We start from the raw sequence: 25331 nt of genomic DNA on the forward strand, positions 1-25331 counted from the left end.
GGATAAAAAAGCGGCACGTCGAGATACGAAGGCCGCTTTTTGTTTTGTGCGATTTATTGCAATTTATCGCTGATTTTTAGGTCGCGTTTATGTGCGCTGCTCGTTTATTGGCTGACGGAGGCCTCTGCTGAGTTTGCAGTCTCTGCTGGGTTTGTTGTCAATGGGGGGACCCCGTCACAATTGTTGTTGCTATTTTCGATGCTGCCGTCTTTGGCGTAACGCCGCCAGCAGTGGTGGTCGGTGCCGTTGAAGATGGACTCATCGAGTAGACGACCATCGGTATAGTATTTTTTATAGCCAATCCCGTCGCTATCGGAGTTGACCGGTATGCTAAAGGTGCGACCTTTCTCGGTACGGGTCTTAGGGCTGGTCAGTTTGGTAATCCATATAGACTCGCTCTTACTGCCCGTCATATAGCGGTTTTTAAAAAAGACATTATTGCCCGCATAGCGCAGTTCGAATCCGAGGTCACCGCTTTCACCGTAGACCACTTCGGTGATATCCCAGTCACTGTCTTTCCACGTGATCCGCTCTACCTGTCCGTTCGGATGGAAAGTAAATTGTGAGCCACAGCTGGCGCCGGCGTTATCCCAGAGATAAGGCTGGCCGGCATAGGTTTCATCCGGTTTTTGACAGGCTTGGCCGATGTAGCGCAGGCTGTTTTTATTGCTATCAAAGCCGTAACTCACGCCGGAGATCCGGTTGTCCCATTGCGACATGACTCGCACCAAACGGGGCTCTTTTTTGTCGACGTCATAGCCTGAGCTGAGGCCTTGCTGTTTGCCGTGATAATACGCCGACACATCGTATAATTGGCCGCGATCATTAAAGCGGTAGGCATTGCCTTCTTTGGTCTCCCCCGCTTGGTAAGACAAAGATGTCAGGCGGCCGTTTTCCGCATATTCGCGCTGTTCGCCGAAGAGAATACTGACGGGGCGTGGCTTGCCAGCCAGAGTACACTCTTCTTCGTCTTGCGGATCGCAGTGGGCATTGGGGTCAGCCGGTTTGATCAGTTTCCAGTTTTGCCAAGACCGTAATGGGCCGGTTTTGACTTGGCCATCATAGAAATAAAACTCTTCGCCCACCGGTTGACCCTGCTGGTAATTGGTTATTTGCAATAATTGCCCCGATGAATAAAAACGTCGCGTTTCACCTTGCAGCTGGCCATGCTGGTAGGTACTTTGCTGGATCAGTACATTGTCCGCGTTATACTTTTTCTGGACGCCGTGCAGGACGTCATCCTGATAGTCTGACTCTTGGCGTTTGCCATCGACCGTTTCTATCCAATGACCGACTTTCTTCTCATCGCGGTATTCGCCTTTATAGATCAACCGCAGCGCATTGGCGGTGTTCGCCGAGCTTGGTGCATCATCCTCGGCAAGCTGTGTATAGCGTTCGGCAGGGCCGTTACGCAGGCCATGACGGTAATTTTCCCGCGCCAGCACCACCGGCGGTTGGCTATCGGTGGTGAGCAGCCATAATCCCTCTTTGAAATTGTCTTTATACTGGCCGTGCCAGTTGTTGTTGCTGGCGTCATCCCATTCGGTCCAAGTGCCTTGGCGTTGGCCGTCAACATAGTTGCCGGCGGATTGCAAAATGCCTTCGTCGGGATAGACAGATTCCCAGCGTCCTTGCTGTTTACCTTGCACGTAGTTGCCGTATTCCTGTGGCATGGCATAGCAGTTAGTGACACTGAATTGCAGATACGGGCCGTCGTATTCTGGTTTGGGCGACGGAGGATGGTTGATTAATGACGCTTCGTCGTCGTAGTCAAATATGGCGGGCGGGAGGTCGGCGCGCATATAGCCGATTTTCAAGGTGTTAAAGCTGTAATCTTCACCTTGACAGCCGCCGTTACGGGCTAAGACTTGGGTTAACACATAGGTCAGGACTCGGCCATCGGCGGTGGTGACGGAGCGCGTCAGTGCTGGATAACGAGTAATGGCAAATGTGGCGATCGCGGCCTTATCAACAGGGTAGCCTTGCTCATCCAGATAGCCGGCCGGTTGTGCGGGGCTTTGCAGTTCGCCACGTAACAGCGCTTTGATATCCGATGGGCTATCTGCCGGTAAGTCATAGCTGACGCGGTAATCTTGCGGTTGTAAGGTGCGCAAGGCTTTGCGGCTGGCAGCTACCGTAAAGGGCTGGATGCTGGGCGCTAGCGCATTGAGCTTGGATTGCATGGCGTTGAGCGGGATATAGCTGCCATCCATCATGGCATAGGCGCGCAGGTGTTGACCTTGCTTATCTTTGTACATCACCACCACTTCATTATTGTCGCCGCCATCGAGATCTTGGAAAAATACCGCGGTGATGTGAGCATCGGTAAAGCTATCAATCAGATCGTGATAGGTCTGGCTTTCATCTTGATAATCGGGGCGGCTGTACAGGGCGTAGACCTGATTACCTTGCTGATAAAAGCCCAGCGTCGCTTGCTCATCGCTATTGGGTAGCGTTAACGGCCCATGCACCGGCTTGCTTTGCAGCAAACTGTCGAACGAGGGAGGCTCTGACTTGGTTGCTGGGTGGTTGGCCGGCGCGGTTAGCGCACGCGTGGCGGTGGCGTTCACTGCGCTGTCAGCCGTATTCTCTTGCGCCGCGTGCGCCGACCACGGGGCGATGCAGCTAAGCAGCCCACTGACAAACAGCAAGCGAGCGTGAGCGCGCGGGCGACTGCGCGCTAATCGGGTATCCATCATTCTTTTCCCTGTCTTAAAAACGGACATGCGTAAAATTGGTGCGCGTGATGACATCTCACTGTGCCTGTGCCGGTAGCAGCGTGATCGTGCTGTTGATGGTGCTGACGGTGATTTTGGTATCGGCAGCGCCGCGTTGTAGCGTCAGGGCTTTGTCTGGCAATGGCAGATGGATAGGTTGCGCTTGTTCAGTGGTCAGCTGGTTGACGATGTCGCCACCGGCGCCGCCATTGAGCTGTATCGTACCGGCAAATTCTGGCGCGACTTGTATCGACAGCGCGGCGTTGACGGTCTGAATATCGCCCTGTTGCAGGCTGGCGGGCAGCAGTAGTGTGGCCTGACCGGTTTGCAGGTTATCGCTCAAGCGAGTGGCTTGTGTCGTTTGGATTTTTTGCGTGCCGTCAACTTGCTCGATGCTGATCTCGTTGGCTTGGCTATCCACCGTTAGCTGACCGCGGATAACCTTATAAGAGACCTTGCCTTGACTGGCGGTGTCGGTAAGTGCGCCTACGGCTTGTTGCAGACGCAGGGTGCCGTTCAGATTGTGGGTTTGCAGGCTACCGAGCTGATTGTACAGATGGATAATGCCGTGCAAATCGCGGGCGGTAGTTTTACCGCTCAACGTGCTGGCCGATACAGTACCGGAGAACGAGTGCAGATCCAGATCTACCAGCTTGCCTCGGATATTCAGCACGCCGGTAAAGTGTTTAGGAACGCTCAAGTTGGCATGAACGCCGCTGACTTGCATCAGATCCAGTGATGGCGGCGTCGGTAAAATCACGCGCTGGCCTTTGCCCTCGGGCTGGATGCGTACCTCGCGCACCAGTGGTGGTAGCTCTGACAACTTGCGCGCCGGGTCGTTTTCTGGGCGCGTGAGCTCCATGGAGTCGATGGTCAGGGTGACAGTAGGCTTATCGTCATCGCGGCCAATCACACTTAAGCGACCTTTTTCCAGCTCGATGGTCAGCGGGGTACCGGCTGGCCAGCTGATGTCTTGACTGGCGGGAAGCAAAGCACTGGCGGCAGGCGGTGTGCTGGTGGTCGGCTCGGCGCTCCAGACGGGCACGCTGCTGACGGCGAGGGCAATGCCAAGCCATGCGCGGCGCACCGGATAAGACAAACGAGGCAAACTGAGTGACCGGCACGACCGGTGACCAACGAAAGATGGCAACATCCTGATTATCCTTAACTGATACTGCGGCACCGATCAGAGCCAAAAACAAAGTGGCCTGCTAGGGTATAACGCGTGTATGTACTGTGATGATGTCCGTGACAGTGTGTGAATCGCGGCGCTATATCGGCAGCCTAGCCCTATTGGGTTGGTGGGCCTCATGTGCGATACAGGGCATGTTGGGCGGGGTAACAGGCGGCAGCCGCAGCAGAAAAATCCATCGGCACTCATCTTCCCTTACAACAGAACTCTTCAACAGCGCTATCTCTGCGAACGCCTAATCTTTTATTATACAAATTATTATTTTCAGCCAGAAGAACAATGGGGCGATAACGTGATGAATAACCTGCTAAAAGAATCCCATTTTATCGGTGGGCAGTGGATTGCTTCCGAAAATACCTATCCGGTGTTTAATCCTGCAACTGAAGAGGTGCGCGCACGGGTTGCGTTTGCGGGCGCAGCCGAAGCCGCCCAAGCGCTGACCGCCGCGGAGCAGGCGTTACCGGCGTGGAAAAAGTTGCCTGCTGCTCAGCGTAGCGAGATTTTGTATCGTTGGTATCAGCTGATGCTGGATAACAGCGAAGCACTGGCGGTGTTGATGAGTGAAGAGCAGGGCAAGAGCCTGCAAGAAGCTAGGGGCGAAGTGCGTTATGCGGCCAGTTTCCTGCAGTGGTTTGCCGAAGAAGCCAAGCGAGTGTACGGGGATATTATTCCTTCGGTGCAGGCCGATACCCGTATCTGTGTGGTCAAACAGCCGATTGGTGTTGTCGCCGCTATTACGCCGTGGAATTTCCCGCTGGCGATGATCACCCGTAAAGCCGGTGCTGCGCTGGCCGCCGGTTGTACTTTGCTGGTTAAGCCGTCTGAAGAAACGCCGCAGTGTGCGCTGGCGCTGGCCGTACTGGCGCAGCAAGCTGGCGTGCCCGATGGCGTGCTGAATATGATCTCCGGCGATGCGCGCGCCATTGGCGAGGTGTGGTTGTCATCCTCACAAGTGCGGAAGATTTCCTTCACTGGCTCCACCGCAGTGGGCAAGATGCTGATGCAAAAATCCGCGCCGACCTTGAAAAAATGTTCGCTGGAGCTGGGCGGTAACGCGCCGTTTATCGTATTTGACGATGCGGATATTGATGCGGCAGTGGAAGGGGCGGTGGCCGCCAAGTTTCGTAATGCCGGCCAGACTTGCGTGTGCGTGAACCGCTTTTTTGTCCACGATACGGTGTATGAGGCGTTTACCTCACGTTTGGCGGAAGCGGTGAGCCGCTTGCGGGTAGGTAATGGTTTAGACCCGCACACCGAGATTGGCCCGTTGATTAATGCCGATGCGGTAGCCAAAGTCAGCGCGCACGTAACTGATGCGCTGGCGCAGGGCGCGGTGCTGCGCTGTGGCGGCAAAGCGCTGGGCGGCAATTTCTTTGCTCCTACCGTATTAAGTGAGATGCAAGACAGTATGCTGATTGCGCAAGAAGAGACGTTTGGGCCGATTGCCGCCTGTTTCCGCTTCCATCATGACGATGAAGTGATTGTGCGTGCCAATAACACCCTGAGCGGTTTGGCCGGTTACGCCTACACCCAGAATATGAAGCGGATCTGGCGTTTGGTTGACGAGCTGGAAGTGGGCATGCTGGGCATTAATCGTGGCATCATCTCAACGGAAGTGGCGCCGTTTGGTGGGGTGAAAGAGTCCGGACAAGGCCGCGAAGGCTCGAAATACGGTTTAGAGGATTATCTGGAAACCAAATACGTGCTGCTGGGAATGTGAGCGGAAAATCTGATTGCACAAAAGAACCGATTGCACAAAAAACGGGGAGCTTAAGCTCCCCGTTCGTGTTTTAAGCGATATGCTCGCGCAGGCTTATGACTGCGCTTTACCTTCGGTAATGGAGGAATGAGTTACGCTATCAGTGGGTTGATATTGACCGGAAACGGGCAGTTTTTCTTTTGATTCACTGTCTTTGCCCCCGAACAGACGACGCAGGCTGTTGGCGATATCCGCTTTCCAGCTGGCTTCGTCTTTGTGGCCTTGGTTATCGGTCAGCACGGCGGCACTGCCGGTTTGTTTAACCTGACCTTGCTCGCTGTGAATTTGCGCTGCGTGCAGGCGCGTTTCGCCGCCGGTTTGCAATGTCACATCATCGCGTGCGTCAATTTGGCTGCTCTGGGTCACTTCATGGCTACGCAGGGCGTGGCCTTCGCTATCTAAAGTGCCATTTTTCAGGATGGATTGACCGAGGGTCGCGCTATTGCCTTTGTCATCCTTGGCATCGGTATGGGTTGCACCGGCGTTCAGTTTAGCGCTCAGATCCAGCACGCTATCTTCACGGCTATCGAGTTGCAGGTTACCGCCACTGGTGATAGCGACTTGCTCGCCTTTTACGCTGCTATTTTGCAAGCGAGTGTCTTGCGCGCTGTCGATGGTTACGTTAGCCGCTTGCACGCTGCTGTTGTGCTGGCGGGTTTCGCGGTGCAAATTGCCATCGAGTTTAACTGAGCCGCTGCCAGTCTTGACCACCTTGCTGACGGCGCTGGCTGTGCTAGGTGCTGTTTCGGTTACAGCATTATCAGAAGCTGGAGTTTGTTTGCGGTTGGCATTCAGTGCCAGTTCGATATTGCCGCCTTGCGCGTTTTGCTGCGACTGGCTGCCACTGAGGCTGACACTGCCCTGATCGCTACGCAGCGCCGCGTTGTGGCCAGCTTGCAAGTCTGTTCCCTGTACGCTGAGGCCTTGACCGCTATGCAGATTCAGGTTGTTACCGGCGGTAATCTGCGTGCTTTGTCCACCATCTTGACTGTTGCTGGCATAACCCAGATTGAGTGAGCCGCCGCCACTGACGTCGGTAGGAACAGGCAATACCGTGCCTTTCGCATTCAGGCTGCCGCCCGCATGGTAGCTGTTACCTTGCGCGTGGCTTTCACCGCCTTGGATAGTCAGCTTTTGGCCTGCTTGCAGGTTAGCGTCGTGTCCGGCGTTGATTGCGACGCCTTGCAGTGTGCTATCGCCGTGGCTGGTGATATTCACGTTGTGCGCGGCTTGCAAAGAGCCTTGATGGCTATTCTGCTGGGATTGGTTTTCACCTTGATGGTTGATGCCAAGTTCACCGCTTAAACGCAGATCTTCACCGGTGGTAGTGGCTGCTGTCACCGACAGATTGCCGGTGGTGTGGCTTTGGTGAGTCCGGGTTTCATCTTGCGCGGCGCGGTGTTCATAGCTACCGCTATTGATATCGATATTACCGGCGGTGGCCTGATATTGGCTGCTTTGGTCGGTCAGTTTTCCTTGCGTATTCACAGCAATGTTACCGGCTTGAATTTGGGTTCCCTGCTGGGTAGTTTGCTCTTGGCTGTTGGTCTTGTGATCGACATTCACTTGCAGCGTACCTTGCAGCTCTGGAATGCCTTGTTTCGCTTCATTGAAGGAGGCTTTGCCGCCGTCGACATCCGCATGGGTGATCTTTTTCACCGCCTCTACGGCTGGACGTGTGATAGCGCTGTAATCGACCGCAGCTCCCAGATCGGTGGTCACGCTGGTGTGCGATGTGCTGCTCTGGCTATGGTTGGCACTGGCCAGATGCGAGCTTTGCGCGGCATTTTCCTGATAGTTGCCTTGCACGCTATGTTGCGCGCCTTGTTGGGTTAAGGTGTCGCTGGCGTTCAGGGTGAGGTTACCGCCGGTGTGGGTACGGGTGCCTTGTTCGGTTTGCGACGCACTTTGCTCACTGCTGTGAGTGGTGCTGCTTTCTAAGCCTAAGCCCGCTTGATCCAGTCCTCCGCGTACATAAATTCCGGCACCGGTTTGCAGATGGGAATCTTGCTGGCTGTGACTTTCTTTCGCTCCGGTCAGTTCAATATTTTTGCCTCTCAGCGTGGCGTCTTGTTTGCTGCTCAGCTCACCGCCTTGTACGCTTACGTTTTCACCGGCTTTCAAGGTCAGGTCTTGGCCGCTGAGCTGGCTGTGCGCGGCGGTTTGCGCGCTTTCGCTGTGGCTGTCACGGGTGAACTCTAAACCTGCGCCGGCGCGGTATTCGCTGTCACCGGATTTGTGCGCATAGGTGGTGCCGTGCAAGTCGGCGGTTTCTTTGCTGCTTTGATGAGTGTTGGAGCCTTGCTCAATGTGCAGGTTTTTGCCTGCGTTGATCTCGGTGGTGCCTTGGCTTTGCAGGCGGCTGCCAGTTAAGGTGACGTCTTGCCCGCCACTGACTTTCAGGTCTTGCTCTGCTCGCAGATCGCTGCCTTGATTGCGGGTATCCTGCGCAGCAGTGGTTTCAGCGTGCTTGGTGATGTTAAATGCAGTGCCGGTACGGCTGTGATCCCGCTCTTGTGTGCTGCTGTTAGCGCTTCGAATGTGAATATCACCGTTGCTGCTGACATAAGCCCCTTGGCGAGCGTTCGCATCGGCAGACACCAATTCGACACCTTGTTGACCGTTCAGGGTCAGCGTTTGTCCGCTTTGCAGGTGTGTCCCTTGTACCTGTGTGCTACGACGGCTTTTCTCTGCTTCGTTTGCGCCACCAATGCCACCCCAGTAGCGATGGTTATTTTCGTTGGCATTCAGGGTTTGGACTTCTTGAATGCCCAGTTGCAGCTGTTTTGCACTGCTGAGATTCAGATTTCCGGCGGCTTTCAAATCGGCGGCATCCGCGCGCAGATTATCTCCCGCTTGTAAGGTTAAATGCCCACCACTGTGCAGAGCTGCCTGCTGCAGTTTATCGTCTTGCGTTTCTTGGCGTTCGGTGCCGCTACGCAGGGCCGCCGTTTCATTTTTCACATACAGGGTGTGTTGGCTACGGTGTTGCTCCTGCGCGCCTTGTAAGGTCAGTTTACCGCCGGCTTTAACGCTCAGATCGTTGCCGCTATCAATGCGGCTACCGGTGAGGGTCACATCTTGGTCAGCAATCACGTGCGCTTGTTTGGCGGCGCGGATTTGGGTGCCGTGCTGGGTTTCATTCAGTGATGAGGATGACTCGTTATGCTCCCACGAATAGAACCACTGGTTATCGTGTTTTTCCTGACTGTTGCGGGTGACTTGGCTGTCGAGAGTGACATTGCGCCCTTGTAGGGTGACTTGCTGGCCGTCCACATCAGTAGCGGAGAGGTGCTGATTGTCACGGCTGACTAATTTAATGTCATTACCGTGCAGGCTGCTGCGGGTCAGGCTCTCTTCTTGCTGATGGCTACCGCGATCGATACCGCCGCGGTAATTTTGGTAGTTATCCGCACCTTGTGATGATTGTTCGTGGTGCTGCACTTCGCCGCGCAGTGTCAGATTCTGGGCAGTGAGGTTGATGTCGCCGCCATGCAAGTTGGCGGCAGTTAGGGTCATATCGCCACGGCTGTCCGCATCAATGCCTTGCGCGGCTTTGAGTGCGCCGCTGATGTTGACGCCGCTGCCCGCAGCGGTGCTAACCAGTCGAATACGGCCGGCTTGCATCCCGCCTAAGTAATAGCTGTCGAGGCCATTACCGCCGACAGGGACGCTGTAGGTGATCTTGGCGTCAAGGCTGACCTCATTCAGGCCGCTGATGGCGTGAATGGCTTGTCCGGCAGTAATTGGGCCACGGGCATCGATTTTCGGTGCGATCAGATCCAGCACATCGGCACCGTGCACCCCGCCTTGACCAATTTGCAGGGCGTTGCGGTTATTCAATGTGGTGTAGCCGTGCAAATTGCCATCGCTGACGTTGGGGCTACCGACCACCAGAGAAGAGCGCGGTGTATTGATAAAGCCGCAGCCATTACAGGTAATGCCATTTGGGTTAGCCAGCACAAAGTCGGCGGCCATACCGAACACCTCTTGCTGACCGAGCAGCAACGATGGATTACGGGTTACCACTTCGTTCAGGATGATTTTAGCGGCTTGTCCGTGCAAATTGCTGTTGGCTTGCAGTTGACCGGCTAGTTGCGATTGACCGGCTTGCAGGGCGTTGTTCAGGACTGCGCCTGAACCATCCACCGAATAGTTCTGATACTGGTTATGTGATAGCCCGGATGCGGAAGGCGCAACGATATTAACGATATCGGTTCCCTGCGCATTGGTGCTGACCTGTGGCTGATTAGTACCACCCGCAATGATCCCCGCGGCACTGGCCGGCGTGGTAACGGTAAGGGCAATGGCTAACGCCACGGTGAGTTTGCCGGCAGCTGAAAGTTTAAAGTGAGTCATACACTGTTCTCCTTGATCCGCACGTCAGAAGCTGACACTAAAACGGGCGAGTACCCGCAGCGGTTCGGTCGTGTGCCGGCCTGCTGACCACATACGGCCACGGCTGACACGGATTCCGGCCTGTACGGCCTGATATTGGTAATCGGAGCCAACGGTCAGGCCGCCGGCATAGTAAGTCGGGTTATGAGTCGCGCCGCGTAAGGTCTGGCCGATATCGGCACCGGTTAGCAGGCGCAGCTCGCCGCCCAGCAGCGGGCGTCGGTAGGTGAGATCGTTACGCCAGAATGCGCCGCTGTCGGCGGCCACATTGCTCGATGAAAAGCCACGGACGGCATAGGTGTCTGAAACGGTAAACCACTCGATCCCCGGCAGGGGATCGGCGCTGTATTGCGCCGCCAGCTGGCTGTGCCATTGCAGGTTCAAACCGGCAGGCTGGAAGTAGCGGTACAGGTCGGCATTTACCGTGAATTTGGTAAAGTGGCTGTCGGGCAGACCAGACAGGCCACTCGGTGGCGGCGCATCAGCGCCAAGCCACGGCGTACCTTGATCGACCGAGGCACTCAGGCTGACTAAGCCGCGATCGAGAATTTGCATTCGCGCGGCACTGAGTGACAGCACGCTCAGGGTTGGACTGCTGATCCCCAGTAAAGCATCGGCGAAGTAATTACGGCTTTGTTTGCGCGTCAGTTGCACTGACAGGGTATTGATGCTGCGTTGATCTCGCGCCACCACATAATCGGCGCGCAGTCCGGCTTGATCGGTGTGGCCACTGAGCTGCACGGAGTAAATCTGCAGCGGCTGCGTGTTGAGATAATCACTGTGGCTGGCAAATGCGCTGAAAGTGGCGTAGCCATAAGGCACGCTGTAGAGCAGGGTATAGCTGCGATTATAGCGTTCGGTATCATCGGTTAGCGTGGTGGCCGCGCTCATATTCAGGCTGTCTGACAGGCCGAGGGGGCTGTCCAACGCAGCGCTCAGGCGAGTTTGCCAACGGCCGGTACTCTTTTGGCCTTCGTTGTCGGTGCTGGCGGTTAGGTGCCAGCGTTTGTCGGGGGTATTCAGCAAATGGATCACCGAGCCACCAGGGGTGCGTCCTGGCAGGATATCGGCTTGCACGTGGTTCGCTGCGAGTCGGTTGGCTTGATCCAGCGCTTGATCCAGATCGTGGATATTCAGCGGCTGCCCCGTTTTCCCCGGTAGCAAGGTGGCGCTGTTGACCAGTGTGCTATCGCCTTCAATTGCCTCCAGATGCCCTTCAATCACCTGCAAGGTGAGGGCGCCTTTTGCATCTACTGGCAGCAAAATCACGCGCGCAGCGATGTAACCGCGTTGCAAGTAAGCCTCGGTGAGTTGGCGGATCAACGCATTGAGCGCTGCGGTAGTGATGCACTGCGGCGATACTTGTGGCAAAGCGTGAAGGCTCTGTTTATCCAGTAACGTTACGCCGCGCAAATAGACGGCGGATAGCGGCAGGCACTGTTCTGATTCGGGCAGCACGGCGGCGGGCGCGGATAGCGGCGCACTGCTGCCTTGTTCTAACTGGCGATAGCGCTGCTCTTCCAACCAGCGATTGAGCTGGCGGCTGCTGTCTTGAATCGCTTGCCGCGGCACATCCGCGCCCAGTAGCCCTTGCGCATGTAATCCTTGGCAGAATAATCCGCTACTGACTAACAGTGTGGCTGCGACAAAATACCGGCATGCTGTCATGAATTACATCCTGTTTTCGGCGGCAAATGAGAATAAGAGTTATTTATTTGTCACTTTTCGTCATAACGTCGTGTTTTTAGGTTTTATTAAACTGTTTTGTATGACTTTTAATGAGTTAAGCAAAATGTATGCCTAAATATGAATATACCGAAGAAGAAGGGAAGGTGGCGGTGGTAGATAACCTGTTGATCGCAGTCTACCTTTTACGGTGATGGCCTATACGGGAATAATCTTTGCGCTAATGGCTGTATGCGGTGAAAACGGGCATGCATAAAAAGAATCAGAAATGGGCGACAGGAATATTAGGGAAGAGATCAAGCGGGAAAAGAGAATGCACGCTTACTTGTACTTACTTGCGCGTACGGAAAAGAAAAGGGCCGCGTTAGCGCAGCCCTTTGTTATCAGTCATACAGCATGTCGATACTGAGCGATTTTATCTCAACCAACCACGTGGGGCTGCGCAGAGATTAGTGGCATACACCGTTAGATAAACAGCTTAGCGACTGCTTCTGGCTCCAGCTCATCACCTTCCAGATCGGCATTCCAGTTCAGACCCAGCAGAACGCCATCTTCGGTCAGGGTCAGCAGCCATTCGTTCATGAACAGGTTCAGAGGGATCGGCGTTGGCACGAAATCTGCCCACTCTTCATCGCAATGGACACGGGCATCCGCCTCGTTAGACCAAAACGGCATCACTTCGCCGTCTTCAAACTGGGTCGACTCCATTGACAGCCAGTCCACTTCATCCTGACACAGGCCCCAGACCACGCCGGTCTGCTGGGTTTCAGCGGCAAACAGGGCCAGATTGGCCTGCAGATCATTTCCTAATTGGCTCATGGCGTCACTCTCTCTTAAACGCGCGTGTTAACGCGGAACATATTGTGTCGCATGGTATCAGAAAATCGGTCACTCCGTCTGCCGCTTTGCAGCGTGTGATAACGGGTTGCCTGCGTTTATTGCTGCGCAGTTTTGCTGGCCGCCGTTTCTGGCGCAGAAGGCGCGGCGGAAGGTTCACTGATTTGGTATAGGCGGTGTTCGGCGCAGGTTTCTTCGCAGTCACATACTCGCTCAATACCGGCTTGGCTTAAGCCCCCGCAGCTCCCCTGTATCTGGCGTTTGGTCAGCAGCTGACCAATCATCATCAGTAAAATCATAATGCCGAAGATCCCGAAGGCGATTAGATAAATCATGATGTTTTCTCCTCAGCGACCAAAACGCGTCATGCCAATTTTCGGCTGTGCACGCTTGGCATGACCACAACAACCACTATCACTATGCGCTTCACCTTTTGCAGCATGGCAACAAGCTTGCTGTGGGTGAGCAGCATGGCTGTGGTTATTGTTATGGTTATGGTTATGACAAGCACCACCGCTGCAGTGACCGCCGTGCGATTTTGACGTACGCTGATTCGCTCCAACACTCCCTTGTTCCGCCGAAGTCAGCTCGGTGAGCTCGGCATTTAGCAGAGCTTCTGGCATGGCGCGGCGATTGGCTTGATAGACGCGTAGACCCGCCGCGAGCAGCTTACCCAGCATTTTCTGGCCGATGCGGCGCACCACCACACGGTTTACCCCTTGCTGTTTTAATTGTAGCAGCACCGCGTGGTTACGCTGGCAATGCCCTTCATCACTCAGGGGTGGCAATGCCAAATCGGATAGATGTTCGCCCTGTGGGCTATACAGCGCAAAGCGCAGCGCGCGGGCAAAGTGTCCGCTTAAACTGCCGTCATTCAGCAGCGGGATCGCAGTGATCGTCATCGGGAATTCTCTCCAGTTGTAAGCCTTGTCCGTGCACCAGACAAGCGGCGACCTTGCGCCGGGCTTCTTTCACCAAATTGGCAAAAGTCTGTCTGGACACGCCCATCAGGGCGGCCGCCTGGATTTGTTGCAGGCCCATCAGATCAGCCAAACGCAGAGCTTCGAACTCGTCGGCTTTTAATTGCTGTAAGGTCAGCTGACTGGCCGGAATACCGTTGGGTTTAAACAAGGTAAACGGAGCATGGGAACAGATACAGCGCGGTTTTTTGGGTCTGACCATAAAGAAGGCGGCTCCTGATATATCACGGTGTCATTATGCGATCATTATTAGCATATGCCAATAACTTGATTGGAACTATTGTGATCTGGCTATGTGGTCTGGCGTATAGTGACGAGGTTTTATTCTTGGGCAAGAACTCCGCCACCGCAATCACGGTATAACAAGCGCCACCCCTAACAGAATAAGATCAAGAGCGGAAGCCAGAGCGCAAAGTACCACAAAAGCACAGCACCATAGAGGGATAAAAAAAGCGGTTACCGTTTGGGAAGACCGGTAACCGCTAAAGGAAAGAAGAAAGAAAAGAACGAGCCAACCGGTCGCTAGCGACCGGTTTTGGTTAGAGGTTGAGTGATAATAATTACTGCCAGCCGTAACGGCGCACAAACCAGCCTTTGACTAACTGAGTCAGGCACATATAGCCGCTGAGGATCAGCAGCAGCCACGGGAAGTAACTGAGCGGCAGCGCCTCAAGCTGCAAGTGAGGGGCTAGCGGCGAGTAGATCAGCCCAATCCCCACACTCACCACTACCAACGTCATCGCCAGCAGAGGCCACGAGGCGCGGCTTTGCAAAAACGGGATCTTACGGGTACGGATCATGTGCACAATCAAGGTCTGCGACAGCAACCCTTCCACAAACCAGCCGGACTGGAATAGGGTCTGACTATCGATACTGTTAGCTTGGAACACATACCACATCAGACAGTAAGTCAGAATGTCAAAGACCGAACTGATGGGGCCAAAAAACACCATGAAACGTCCCAAATCACCGGCATTCCAACGTTGTGGCTTTTGCAGTTGCTCGTCATCCACATTATCAAATGGGATCGCCACCTGTGAGATGTCATACATCAGGTTTTGGATCAGCAAATGAATCGGCAGCATCGGTAAAAAGGGCAAAAATGCACTGGCGATCAATACACTGAAAACGTTACCGAAGTTGGAGCTGGCGGTCATTTTGATGTACTTGAGCATATTGGCGAAGGTCTTACGCCCCTCCAGAACGCCTTGCTCCAGCACCATCAGGCTTTTTTCCAGCAAGATGATATCGGCAGCTTCCTTGGCGATATCCACCGCCGAGTCAACGGAGATGCCAATATCGGCAGCGCGCAGGGCGGGCGCGTCATTGATACCATCGCCCATAAAACCGACGATATGCTGCTGCGCCCGCAGCGATTGCACGATGCGCTCTTTATGCAGCGGCGTCAGCTTAGCGAACACTTGCGTCTGACGTGCTGCTTGCTCAAGCGCAGCATCATCCATTGCCTCAATCTCTTCGCCCAGCAAGATGTTCTGCACATCCAGCCCGACATCGCGACACACTTTTGCGGCCACGCGTGGGTTATCGCCGGTCAGGATTTTGACCGTGATCCCGCTGGCTTGTAGCGCCGCCAAGGCTGGCGCAGTGGTCTCTTTCGGTGGGTCTAAAAAGGCAATGTAGCCTTCTAAAATCAGCTCATACTCATCGTCAACGCTGTATTGGCTGCGTGTCGACGGCAAGGTTTTGCTGGCCACAGCCACCACGCGTAAACCTTGCTGATTGAGATCATCCGTGTGGCGACGAATTAGCGCCAGTCGGTTTTCATCCAGCGCAATCACTTCGCCTTCCACACGGGTATAGCAGCACAGGCTGAGCATCTCTTCCAGTGCGCCTTTGCAGATCAAAAGATGCGTTTGCGCCGTTGTCGCCAAAACCACCGACATCCGCCGCCGGACAAAATCAAACGGGATCTCATCCACTTTATGAAGCCCCGGTAGGGTAAAGTGCAGACCTTGCTCGGCGACACGTTCTTGTACGGCTACATCGAGCAGGTTTTTCAGCCCAGTCTGGTAATGGCTGTTCAACCAAGCATAGCGCAGTACCTGCTCACAAGGCTGTCCGGTGATATCGGTGTGGCGCTCCAGAACGATTTTATCTTGCGTCAAGGTGCCGGTTTTATCGGTGCACAGAATATCCATCGCCCCGAAGTTTTGGATGGCATCGAGGCGTTTGACGATCACCTTTTGCCGCGACAAGCGCACCGCGCCTTTAGCCAGCGTTGAGGTGACTATCATCGGTAACATTTCGGGCGTCAGCCCCACGGCGACCGAGAGCGCGAACAGGGCGGCTTCCCACCAGTCCCCTTTGGTAAAGCCATTGAGCAGCAGCACAATCGGCGTCATCACCAGCATGAAGCGAATTAGCAACCAACTGACTTTGCTGATCCCAGTTTGAAATGCATTCGGCGTGTCGTCTTGGCGAATAACACGTTCGGCCAGCGAGCCAAAGTAAGTCTGTTGGCCGGTCGCAATCACCATGGCAATGGCCGTACCGCTTACCACATTGGTTCCCATAAAACACAGGTTGGGTTGTTGCAGCGGGTCGCGCTCTGCGCTATCGAGTTGATCGGCGTGTTTTTCTACCGGCAGCGACTCCCCAGTTAGCGCGGCTTGGCTGACGAACAGATCTTTGGCGCTGAGCAAGCGAACATCGGCGGGGATCATATCCCCCGCTGACAGCGTCAGAATATCGCCCGGTACCAGCTCGCTAATCGGTAACTCAAACTGACGGGTTTCACCGGTGCGCACATGGCTACGGCGCACGGTGGCCGTGTTCGACACCATCGCTTTAAGCTTGTCGGCGGCGCGGTTAGAGCGTGACTCCTGAATAAAGTGCATGAAAGTGGAAATCAGCACCATCAAGCCAATCACGATGGCCGCTTGCAGATCTTCGGTGGCATAGGAGATGAGGGCCAGCACGGTCAGCAGCAAGTTGAACGGGTTGCGATAGCAATGCCACAGATGTCGCCACTGTGAGGGCGCTTGTTGGGCATCCACGCTGTTCTCACCGTATTGGGCGCGCGCCGCTTCCACTTCTTTTTCATTTAACCCTTCGGGGTGGCTGGTGAAATGCCGGTAGAGGTCGGTTTCACTGCGCGCAGCTTGTTGCAGATAAAAGGCGGATAGGCCACTTGGTATTGGCGCAGAGCCCGTCGCGGGGCCTTTGGTGGGTAGTTGGTCACGTTGGAACAGCCGGCGAGGCAGGCTGCGGGTCAGCAGTGCAAACAGCTGCTGCGAGATACGAGTAAATTGCATTGGGCGGTACCTTTGTTACGTCCGACAGCGTACGGACTTGGCGAAAGGGTGCACAAGCAGATCGCGTATTGTGGATTGCATGATACGCGGGCCGCCTGATCGGGTGTTGTCCGGTCAGGCCGCCTGTCAATCAGTCAGCCAGACCGGTGATTTCGCTTTGCGAAACCGGGTACGGGTTCTGGGTCCATATTGGGTTGGTTAACCTCCGGGCTGACATGTCATTGACGCAGAAAATGGCACAAAAAGGGTGTAGTAAAATACGGGCAATGAAGCGATGCCGCACACTTATCTCAAGTGGCACTTATCTCATGTAGCATTCATCTCAGTGCATAAACAAAGAGTACGCTTTGCTAGGTAAACGGAAAATAAACTGCGGGCAATCTGCACGCTTTACATCAGGCGTTTATACTGGGAAGGGATATAAACTGAGACGGTTGACCGTGCGTGTGCTTCCCATTGTTGGGGGGATGCTATCTCACTGAGTTAAATGATATTTCGTTAATAAAAACAGTGAGCCGATGCTCGAACTTCCGGCATGAAATCTATCGCACCATCTATCACATAATAAACTGTGCAATCTGACCGCAATCAGACAAAAGCCTCTTGATTCATCGGGTTGATACTTATAGGGTGGGCGGCAGTTGGCAGGTTATCCGATAGTAAAAACACACGGTCAAAACCTGCGATAACAGTGAAGGAATGGATAAGATGAAAACGAATAACGTTGTGGCGCTGAGCCTGCTTGCTGTGCTGTTAAGTGGCTGTAATGATGCGGCGAAACAAGAGCCAGTCAATCCGGTTTCGCAAACTGAAACCGCGGCACCGTCCACCCAAGCACCGGAGCCGGTGGTGGATCCTGCCCACAACGCGCGCAATGCGTTGGACTGGAGTGGCGTCTACCAAGGCGTGGTTCCTTGCGCTGACTGTGAAGGCATCAAAACCACTCTGCAGCTGAATACTGATGATACCTATGTGCTGAGTGAACAGTACTTGGGTAAAGGTGACGGAAACCGTTTCGAAAACCGCGGTTCTTTTAGCTGGAATGCAGCCGGTAATACCGTACAGCTGTCTGGCCAGAATGAGACTCGCCAGTTCTTTGTCGGCGAAAACGTGCTGTTTATGCTGGATATGTCTGGTCAGCGCATTACCGGTGCGCTGGCGGATCACTACCGCTTGGCAAAATTGACACCGGAGCAGGCTGCGGCGCAAATGGGAGCGAAACCTGCCGCGGATAGCCAAGCTGAAAAACCGGTGCTGATGGGGCGTCGCTGGGAATTGATCGAGCTGATGGGTAAAAAAGTACCAGATACGTTGGATGCGAAGCAGCGTCCGTTCATTGAGCTGATGGCCGAAGGCGATCGGATCCACGGCTTTAGCGGCTGTAACAGCTTCAACGGCGGTTATACCCTGAATGCGGATGCTGCGCGGATCAGCTTTACCCAGATGGCGATGACCCGTATGGCCTGTATGGATGCGGAGTTTGAACAACCGCTGATGCAGGTGTTGGAGCAGACTGACAATTACAGCCTGTCAGGCGATACTCTGACCCTGAACAAGGCGCGTATGGCACCACTGGCGGTATTTAAAGCGGTACCGGCGGCGCAGTAAACGCCGATAAACGTCACATATATAAATTAGGGGAATATGGTGTCTAAAATCATCCTACTGATTGCGGTGCTGGTGGTTGTGCTGTTTTTTATCAAAAACATGTCCGGCAATACCAAACAAGCCGAAGCGCAGCGCCAGCAAGGGGCTGCCTTTTTAGAGCAGAATAAAACCAAGCCGGGGGTGATCACCACCGCGTCCGGTCTGCAATATGAAGTGCTGCAACCGGGTACCGGAACCGTACACCCGAAAGCCACCGATACTGTGAGTGTGCATTACCATGGCACGTTGATTGACGGTACGGTGTTCGACAGCTCAGTGCAGCGTGGTGAACCCATTTCCTTCCCGCTAAACCGCGTGATTGCTGGTTGGACCGAAGGCGTGCCATTAATGGTGGAAGGTGAAAAGGTACGCTTTTTCATCCCGAGCAATCTGGCTTACGGCAACCGTGCCATGGGGAAAATTCCGGCTGGCTCAACCCTGATTTTTGATGTTGAACTGCTGAAAATTAACCCGTAATACGCCCTAAGCTTGTTTTATCACTCCGAGATGGCCGATACAGTGTGACTGTGTCGGCCATTTTTTTATCGCCATATTTTTGCGGTGATTCCTCATTTGTCTGCTATCGGCGCTCTGAGAATGTTGGCTATAATAGCCCGTTTTTTTCACCACCTATTTTTATTTCATGCCGTTTTAGTGCGTGCCATTTAGCGGGCGTAATCGGTGGCTATTTTTACCCGTATCTGTGCGGCTATCGGTTTGCGGCGCGGATGATTTTTATAAAGGCGATGTCACGCGATGTGGCCTTATGGGAATGCACTGCGGGCAGCGGGGCGTGTGAAAAAAATTCTATCTGGCAGGCTTACCCAAGGAGTATGGATTTTAATGGCGCTTTCCTCTGTTTTTTTGTCTCGACAACGTATCGGGCAGTGTATGGCACTGCTCATCACCGGTGCATGTGCATGGTCTGCGCAGGCACAAACGGCACCTACTGCGGCTACGGCGCCGAATATCACGGTCAGTGACGCATTGCAGCAGCATATCCCTCTGCTAGATACCCGTAGCAGCGCCGCATTTAATGGTTGGCCGCAAGAAGGTGAAACTACCGGCGGTCACGAGCGCGGTGCGCGTAACTTGTCGGCCTCGTGGCTGAGCCTGTTGGATGATGCGCAGCTAACGCATCTGCTACAGCAAAAGAAACTGGATAAGAGCCTGCCGATTGCCTTGTATGGCACGGCGCCGGAGGTGAACGCTGTTCGCCAGCGTCTGCAAGCGCTGGGATTTAGCACGATTTATACCCTGAGCGATGCCTTACAAGATCCGAGCCGCCGTGAATCATTAGCGCATTATCAAGCGCTGGTGCCAGCATCGTGGTTGGCCGATTTGCAAGCCGGTAAGCCGGTGGCCAATGCGCCAGCTAAAGGGTGGAAAGTGATTGAAGTGGAGTGGGGCGCACCGAAAGCCTATCTGCTGGGGCATATCCCGAAAGCCGGTTATATGGATACAAATACGCTGGAATCGGAGCCTTTGTGGAACAAGGTGGATAACTCCAGCTTAGAAAAAATGCTGCTTGCACAGGGGATCACCACCGATACGCCGGTGATCCTGTATGGCCGCCAGACCATGTCGGCAGCGCGAGCGGCCAATATTCTGATGTATGCCGGTGTGAAAGACGTGCGCATTCTCGATGGAGGCTGGGATGCATGGCAAGCAGGTAAATACCCGACTGAAATGGGCTTGCCAGCCAGCGTGACTCCGGCTAAGGCCTTTGGCGCGAAGATTCCGGCGCATCCCGAATATATGACGTCATTGTCACAGGCAAAAGCCTTGCTGAAAAAGCCGGAAAACTCATTAGTCAGTATTCGTAGCTGGCCGGAGTTTATCGGTGAAACCAGCGGCTATAACTACATCAAAGCCAAAGGCGACATTCCCGGCGCTAAATGGGGCGGCGGCGGCAGCGATGCCTATCATGTTGAAGATTTGCACAATCCTGATGGCACTATGCTGTCAGAGCCGGATCTGCGTGATCTGTGGCAAAAATGGCAGATCGAGCCGACTGGCGAAGTGGCGTTTTACTGCGGCACTGGCTGGCGAGCCTCGGAAGCGTTCTTCTACGCGTGGGCCATGGGCTGGCCGCAGGTGAGCGTGTATGACGGCGGTTGGTATGAGTGGAGTTTAGATCCGGCCAATCCCATCGTGACCGGTGAGCGTCAGCCAGGAAAATCCTGATCTCGAGCGCGGGTTTGATAACTTGCGGATTAAAAAGCGGTGCTAATGGCGATGAGCTCATTAAGCGCCGCTTTTTTGTTTGTACTTGAAGTGAATGTCTGCGGTTAATGCCTGGGATCAATATGGGCTAGCTTCATGCATCATCGTTCGGCGGGTTACTGCTGCTTTGATGATTGCTCGGGTGAGTCGGCGCAAAGCTGTGCCAGCCACTGTAAATACGGGTGGCGGTGGTCAGAGCGCATAGCGCGGCAAACAGCAACGCCAGCGGAACAAACCATGTTGGGAACAGGCACATCAACACAAAGAACAGCACAGTTTCGCCTGCTTCGGTCAGCCCCCCCAGATAGTAAAAGCTTTTATGCGGATAGCGCTGACTGGTCAGCTGCCGTTTGGCGGCAATAATCGCAAAGGCCAAAAAGCTGCAGCCAGTACCGATAAAGGCATAGATAAGCACGGCGGCGGCTAGGGCATTGTGCGCGGGGTCATACAGTGCAAAGCCGAGCGGCACCGCTGAGTAAAACAGAAAATCCAGCACAATATCCAGAAAGCCGCCGCGATCGGTCGGCGTAGTGAAGCGTGCCAAGGTGCCATCTAAACCATCTAACAGCCGATTTAATAAAATAGCGCCCAGCGCCCACAAAGGCTGTTGCCAGGCCAGCAGCGGGATCACGGTTATCCCAATAACAAAACCGCTGATGGTTAGCTGATCGGGATGGATCCCCCAGCTCAGTAAAGTGCGCGCGATACGTTGTTGTAGCGGCTTGGTCAGGCGGGTGATGTGCTGGTCAAACATCGCGCGGCTCCGAGTGGTGATGAGCGCGATTATCGCGCGTGATGGTGTCGAGCGGATCTTCGTCTACTGGCTCACCGAACATGATCACTCGCCCATTCGGCGGGATGTCATCCGCATCATGGGTGACTAACAGCGTCGGCAGACCGGCTTGCTGGATTTGGCCGTAGACAAACTCGCGAAAGCTGCGGCGAAGCGGGCGATCCAGTCGGCTGAACGGCTCATCCAGCAGCAGGGCCTGCGGTTTAGCGAGCAAAGCGCGCAGCAGGCTGACGCGGGCGCGTTGCCCACCCGAGAGCGTTGCCGGATCGCGGTGCGCAAACCCAGACAGACCCGCGTCCGTTAAGGCTTGCTCAATGATGGCCTGCCGCGTGCGTTTATCCGCAGGGGGTAAGGCAAACGCCAAATTAGCGCCAACGCTCAAATGGGGAAACAGCAAGTCATCTTGAAATAAGATCCCAATATGGCGCTGCTCAACCGGCAAGTGGGACAGTTCGCGGCCATTTAGCCACAGTTGCCCATGGCAAGTGAATGCTGACGGCAGAGCGCCGATCAGCGCATGCAACAAGGTCGACTTACCGCAGCCAGAAGGCCCCATCAAGGTCACAATTTCACCCGGCGCAATGTGCAAGTTCAGGGGAGCATGGCATGGCAAGGCTTGCTGCCCGTTGATTTTTGGCGTATTGGCAGATTGCGTCAAGCGCAATTGCACCTGCTCCAAGGTTAGCCCGAGTGAAGGCTTACTCGCTGTCATGAGGTATGGCGATCCGTAGCAGAGAAAACAGGATAAGAGCCTGATAATACGCGGCCTTGGCCAAGGCGACTAGTCAGCGCGGCGATGCTAAATGCCAGCCACGGCAGTAGACATTGTAAGAGCGCCTGTACTGCCAACACCCGTCGATTACCGCCACTGCTTAGGGTTACTGCTTCGGTGGTGACGGTAGCAATTCGCCCTGCACCGGCAAACAGTGTGGGTAAATATTGCGCCACGCTGACAGAAATACCCACTGCGCAGGCCAATATAATCGGTCGCCACAATGAGGGCCAGAGTAGGCGTAAACAGGCTTGATAGCGGCGATAACCCAAGGTGCGCGCGGTCAGTAACAGACGTGGATCTAGCGCCCGATAGGGGCCACTTAAGATCAGTAACATGTAGGGAAAGACCCACAACAGGTGACTCCAAATCACGGCACTGACACTGCCATCGGCGTTGACCAGCAGCAAAGCATGATACTGGATGGTCACCAGTGGCAGGGCGGGAAAAATCAGCGGCAAATACAGCAGCGGTTGCAGACGGCGCGCGCCCCATTCCAGCCAAATCAGTGTCAGTGGCAGTGCCACGATAACGCTGCTGACCGCCAGCAGCACCGTGCTGAAGAAGGGCTGCCAATCCAGCTGTTGCCAGCTTTGCAACGTCAGCTCCGCGGGCCAAAGCGCCGGATAAAACCAGCGCCCAGCCACTGACCACAACGCGATTAAGGCTAGCGCCAGCCAACTGAGGCTCGCCAGTAGGCCAAACAGCAAAGACGCTGGTCTAGAGCCGCGATGGGGGCGTGGCCGGCCTGTCATGGTTAGGTTAGGGGGCGCTGTCTGGCTGAGGCCATGCTGTCTCGCGGCGCGGCGCCCAGTAGGCGCTTGCCAGAATGATTGCAGTCCGCGCCACAGCAGCGCTGCGCACAGACCAAGCATGCAGAGCAGCAAGGGAAGCAGTAATGATGCGGCTAATCCCATTTGACGTTGCAACGGATCGGCATCGCTCAACCATTGCCAGATCAGGACGGCCAGCGTAGGTGGAGTCGATGGGCCGAGGATCAGCGCCATATCCACCACTGACAAGCTGTAGGCCGCGACAGCGACCAAAGGCCAGCGTAGGCGCGGCAGCAGCTGAGGCCACAGGACTTGTAACCAGATTTGCCATGTAGGATAACCGAGCGTGCGCGCCAGCGTCAGTTGTTGCTCGATAGATTGCCGCTGCAGCAACGCCGCAACAGCCCACAGCAAAAACCAGCACTCCTTAATCGCCAGAGTGATGGTGAGTGTCAACGCGTAGCGGTCATGCACTAACGCATTCGGAAAGGTGAGGGGAGCCCAACTCACCAGCTCGGCAAGACTGCTTGAGAGCAGCGCCACGCTACGCGCTAGCCAGCCGGACGGCGCCAGTAAAAAGGCCACCCCGATGGCAAATGCCACATGGGGTAACGCGAGAAAACTGGGGAGCCGCTGTTGTAACTGTAGCCAACGGCGATGTGGGTAGAGCGCAGCGGTGATGAGCATGCACAGCAACAACGCCAGCACGGTAGAGCCTGCGGCTGAGCCGAGGCTTAGCAACAACGCGGGCCACAGCCGCGGTGCATCCAGCAGCGCTAACCAAGGCGCGCTGTGCAGTAACGGTGTTACCAGCGCCGGTAACCCGGCAGTCAGCGGTGCGAAAATGATGACAATAGGCAGTAGCGCAATGGGATGCACTGTATTGGTACTAAATAAAGTTCTGTTACCAAGCTTGTTGCACTGAACTCGGTCATCTGTATCGTGATCACGGCGTATGCCGAGCCGCGCGCGCGCATTGACCCAAGCTGTTTTCAGCTTGTTGGCTAATTTATGTCGCTGGCTGCTTACTTGCATGGGCGTTATTGCGCGCCGTAACGTTGCAACCACGCTTTTTCCAGCGGTTCAACCCAACTGACATGGGGTTCGGGTAACACCGGCACTGCCGCCGATTTGTCCGTGGTTTGACTCTCAGCGGCTGGGTTCTTGGCTGTTGCATCAGATGTCGCGCTGGCCAGCGCGAGCGATGTTAATACAGATGGATCGCCCCACACCGCTAAATCGGCTTTGTGACGCTGAGCGGCCGGTGACAGTAAAAAGTTAGCGACCACTTGGGCAGCGGCTTTCGCGCTAGCATTAAACGGAATTGCTAGATAGTGCACATTACCGATGGTGCCGGCGCGAAAACCGAAACCATAGGCGCTTGGCGGAAGTTGTTGCTGTCGAACTAAGCTGGCCGCTTCGTTAGGATTAAAGGTGAGTGACAGCAGTAATTCGCCATCCGCCAACATGTTATTCATCGCCGCCGCGCTAGCAGGAAAACTGCGTCCTTGTCGCCATGCCAGCGGATGCAACTGATCCAGATATGCCCACAGCGGCGCGGTCGCTACCGCAAATTGTTCCGGCGTTACTGGCTGTTGTAATACTGCTGGGTTGGGCGCTAGCTCTAGCAATAACTGTTTGAGGAACGTGACGCCGTGAAAATCTGGCGGTAAGGGGTAGGTGACTTGCCCTGGATGACGACGCGCAAACTCCAGCAATTCAGCGGCAGATTGCGGCGGCGTTGGGGTTGTTGCGCGATCAGCAATAAAGGTCAGCTGTGCCAGCCCCCACGGTGCTTCTAACCCCTCAGTGGGAACAGAAAAATCGGTGGTAACCGGTTTACTTTTATCCACTAATGCCCAATTGGGTAAATGTTCAGCCCACGGGCCATATAGCAAGCCTTCTTGCTTTAAGTGGTGAAAATTCTCGCCATTCACCCAGAGTAAATCCACCGAGCCATTATGCTTTTTCCCTGCTTGCTTTTCCGCGCGGATCCGTTGCACCACATCGGCGGCATCGGTAATTTTGACCTGCTTTAAGGTGATCCCGTATTGGCGCTGCACTTGCTCTGCGGCCCACTGTAAATAGCGATTCACGCTGTCGCTGCCGCCCCACGCATTAAAGTAGACGGTTTGCCCGCGCGCTTGTTGCTCGGTCTGCGCCCAATCAGCGTGCGCAGCAGAGGCGCTAAAACAGACGATCAACAGACTTAGCAACCAATTTCGCATAAGCAGCATCCTTTTTGTGGGAGTAGGGAATTCCTGTGGTGTTGTACG

Annotated in this window: 17 protein-coding genes; 4 read left to right on the forward strand and 13 right to left on the reverse strand. The window is 54.8% G+C overall.

From position 1 onward, the window contains the following. Positions 1-104: 104 nt before the first annotated feature. A complete protein-coding gene (locus NCTC9997_RS04770; protein WP_064977448.1) occupies positions 105-2696 on the reverse strand; it encodes a toxin-antitoxin system YwqK family antitoxin in 2592 nt (863 codons plus the stop codon). Between the two features lie 58 nt (positions 2697-2754). Beyond that, entirely contained in the window at positions 2755-3870 is a 1116-nt protein-coding gene (locus tag NCTC9997_RS04775) for a DUF4097 family beta strand repeat-containing protein (RefSeq protein WP_064977449.1), read from the reverse strand. A gap of 334 nt (positions 3871-4204) precedes the next feature. On the opposite strand from NCTC9997_RS04775, the gene NCTC9997_RS04780 reads away from it, so the two are divergent. After that, entirely contained in the window at positions 4205-5629 is a 1425-nt protein-coding gene (locus tag NCTC9997_RS04780) for an NAD-dependent succinate-semialdehyde dehydrogenase (RefSeq protein ID WP_064977450.1), read from the forward strand. A 93-nt stretch (positions 5630-5722) separates the two neighbouring features. Here the strand turns inward: NCTC9997_RS04780 and NCTC9997_RS04785 are convergent, their stop codons facing one another. From NCTC9997_RS04785 to mgtA, 7 genes are all read right to left on the reverse strand, one after another. Further along, complete coding sequence (locus tag NCTC9997_RS04785; RefSeq protein WP_064977451.1) at positions 5723-10027, reverse strand: hemagglutinin repeat-containing protein; 4305 nt, start codon at positions 10025-10027, stop codon at positions 5723-5725. Positions 10028-10051: 24 nt separating this feature from the next. Next, a complete protein-coding gene (locus tag NCTC9997_RS04790) occupies positions 10052-11734 on the reverse strand; it encodes a ShlB/FhaC/HecB family hemolysin secretion/activation protein (RefSeq protein WP_064977452.1) in 1683 nt (560 codons plus the stop codon). A 483-nt stretch (positions 11735-12217) separates the two neighbouring features. Beyond that, positions 12218-12571 carry a DUF2750 domain-containing protein gene (locus NCTC9997_RS04795; RefSeq protein ID WP_039046309.1) on the reverse strand — a complete coding sequence of 118 codons (354 nt, stop codon included), beginning with the start codon at positions 12569-12571 and terminating at the stop codon, positions 12218-12220. 116 nt (positions 12572-12687) lie between these two features. Then, positions 12688-12924 carry a (Na+)-NQR maturation NqrM gene (gene nqrM, locus NCTC9997_RS04800; RefSeq protein WP_064977453.1) on the reverse strand — a complete coding sequence of 79 codons (237 nt, stop codon included), beginning with the start codon at positions 12922-12924 and terminating at the stop codon, positions 12688-12690. A gap of 12 nt (positions 12925-12936) precedes the next feature. Further along, on the reverse strand, positions 12937-13491 hold the full coding sequence (locus NCTC9997_RS04805; RefSeq protein WP_064977454.1) for a NifB/NifX family molybdenum-iron cluster-binding protein: 555 nt from the start codon (positions 13489-13491) through the stop codon (positions 12937-12939). Continuing rightward, positions 13460-13771, reverse strand: coding sequence for a DUF134 domain-containing protein (locus NCTC9997_RS04810; RefSeq protein WP_010862080.1), 312 nt, complete (start codon positions 13769-13771; stop codon positions 13460-13462). The genes NCTC9997_RS04805 and NCTC9997_RS04810 overlap by 32 nt, the downstream gene beginning before the upstream one ends. 358 nt (positions 13772-14129) lie before the next feature. Beyond that, positions 14130-16844 (reverse strand): magnesium-translocating P-type ATPase, encoded by a 2715-nt coding sequence (gene mgtA, locus NCTC9997_RS04815; protein WP_064977455.1) that lies wholly within the window; start codon positions 16842-16844, stop codon positions 14130-14132. A gap of 708 nt (positions 16845-17552) precedes the next feature. On the opposite strand from mgtA, the gene NCTC9997_RS15150 reads away from it, so the two are divergent. The 3 genes from NCTC9997_RS15150 to NCTC9997_RS04830 all read left to right on the forward strand — a co-directional run bounded on the left by NCTC9997_RS15150 (position 17553) and on the right by NCTC9997_RS04830 (position 20678). After that, a complete protein-coding gene (locus NCTC9997_RS15150; RefSeq protein ID WP_082935477.1) occupies positions 17553-18452 on the forward strand; it encodes a copper resistance protein NlpE N-terminal domain-containing protein in 900 nt (299 codons plus the stop codon). 39 nt (positions 18453-18491) lie between these two features. Next, complete coding sequence (locus tag NCTC9997_RS04825; RefSeq protein ID WP_039046305.1) at positions 18492-18968, forward strand: FKBP-type peptidyl-prolyl cis-trans isomerase; 477 nt, start codon at positions 18492-18494, stop codon at positions 18966-18968. A gap of 414 nt (positions 18969-19382) precedes the next feature. Continuing rightward, a complete protein-coding gene (locus tag NCTC9997_RS04830; protein WP_177331139.1) occupies positions 19383-20678 on the forward strand; it encodes a rhodanese-like domain-containing protein in 1296 nt (431 codons plus the stop codon). Positions 20679-20811: 133 nt separating this feature from the next. Here the strand turns inward: NCTC9997_RS04830 and NCTC9997_RS04835 are convergent, their stop codons facing one another. The 4 genes from NCTC9997_RS04835 to NCTC9997_RS04850 all read right to left on the reverse strand — a co-directional run bounded on the left by NCTC9997_RS04835 (position 20812) and on the right by NCTC9997_RS04850 (position 25292). After that, positions 20812-21471 carry a CDP-alcohol phosphatidyltransferase family protein gene (locus NCTC9997_RS04835; protein WP_064977459.1) on the reverse strand — a complete coding sequence of 220 codons (660 nt, stop codon included), beginning with the start codon at positions 21469-21471 and terminating at the stop codon, positions 20812-20814. Next, on the reverse strand, positions 21464-22222 hold the full coding sequence (locus tag NCTC9997_RS04840; protein ID WP_064977460.1) for an ATP-binding cassette domain-containing protein: 759 nt from the start codon (positions 22220-22222) through the stop codon (positions 21464-21466). Before NCTC9997_RS04840 ends, NCTC9997_RS04835 begins: the two co-directional genes overlap by 8 nt. After that, positions 22219-23934, reverse strand: a complete 1716-nt coding sequence (locus NCTC9997_RS04845) for an ABC transporter permease (protein WP_064978435.1) — start codon at positions 23932-23934, stop codon at positions 22219-22221. Before NCTC9997_RS04845 ends, NCTC9997_RS04840 begins: the two co-directional genes overlap by 4 nt. Before the next feature lie 161 nt (positions 23935-24095). Then, complete coding sequence (locus tag NCTC9997_RS04850; protein WP_064977461.1) at positions 24096-25292, reverse strand: ABC transporter substrate-binding protein; 1197 nt, start codon at positions 25290-25292, stop codon at positions 24096-24098. Positions 25293-25331 lie beyond the last annotated feature (39 nt).

It is taken from the genome of Plesiomonas shigelloides, assembly GCF_900087055.1.
In the GTDB taxonomy this organism is placed as follows: Bacteria; Pseudomonadota; Gammaproteobacteria; order Enterobacterales; family CAMTGL01; genus Plesiomonas; species Plesiomonas shigelloides.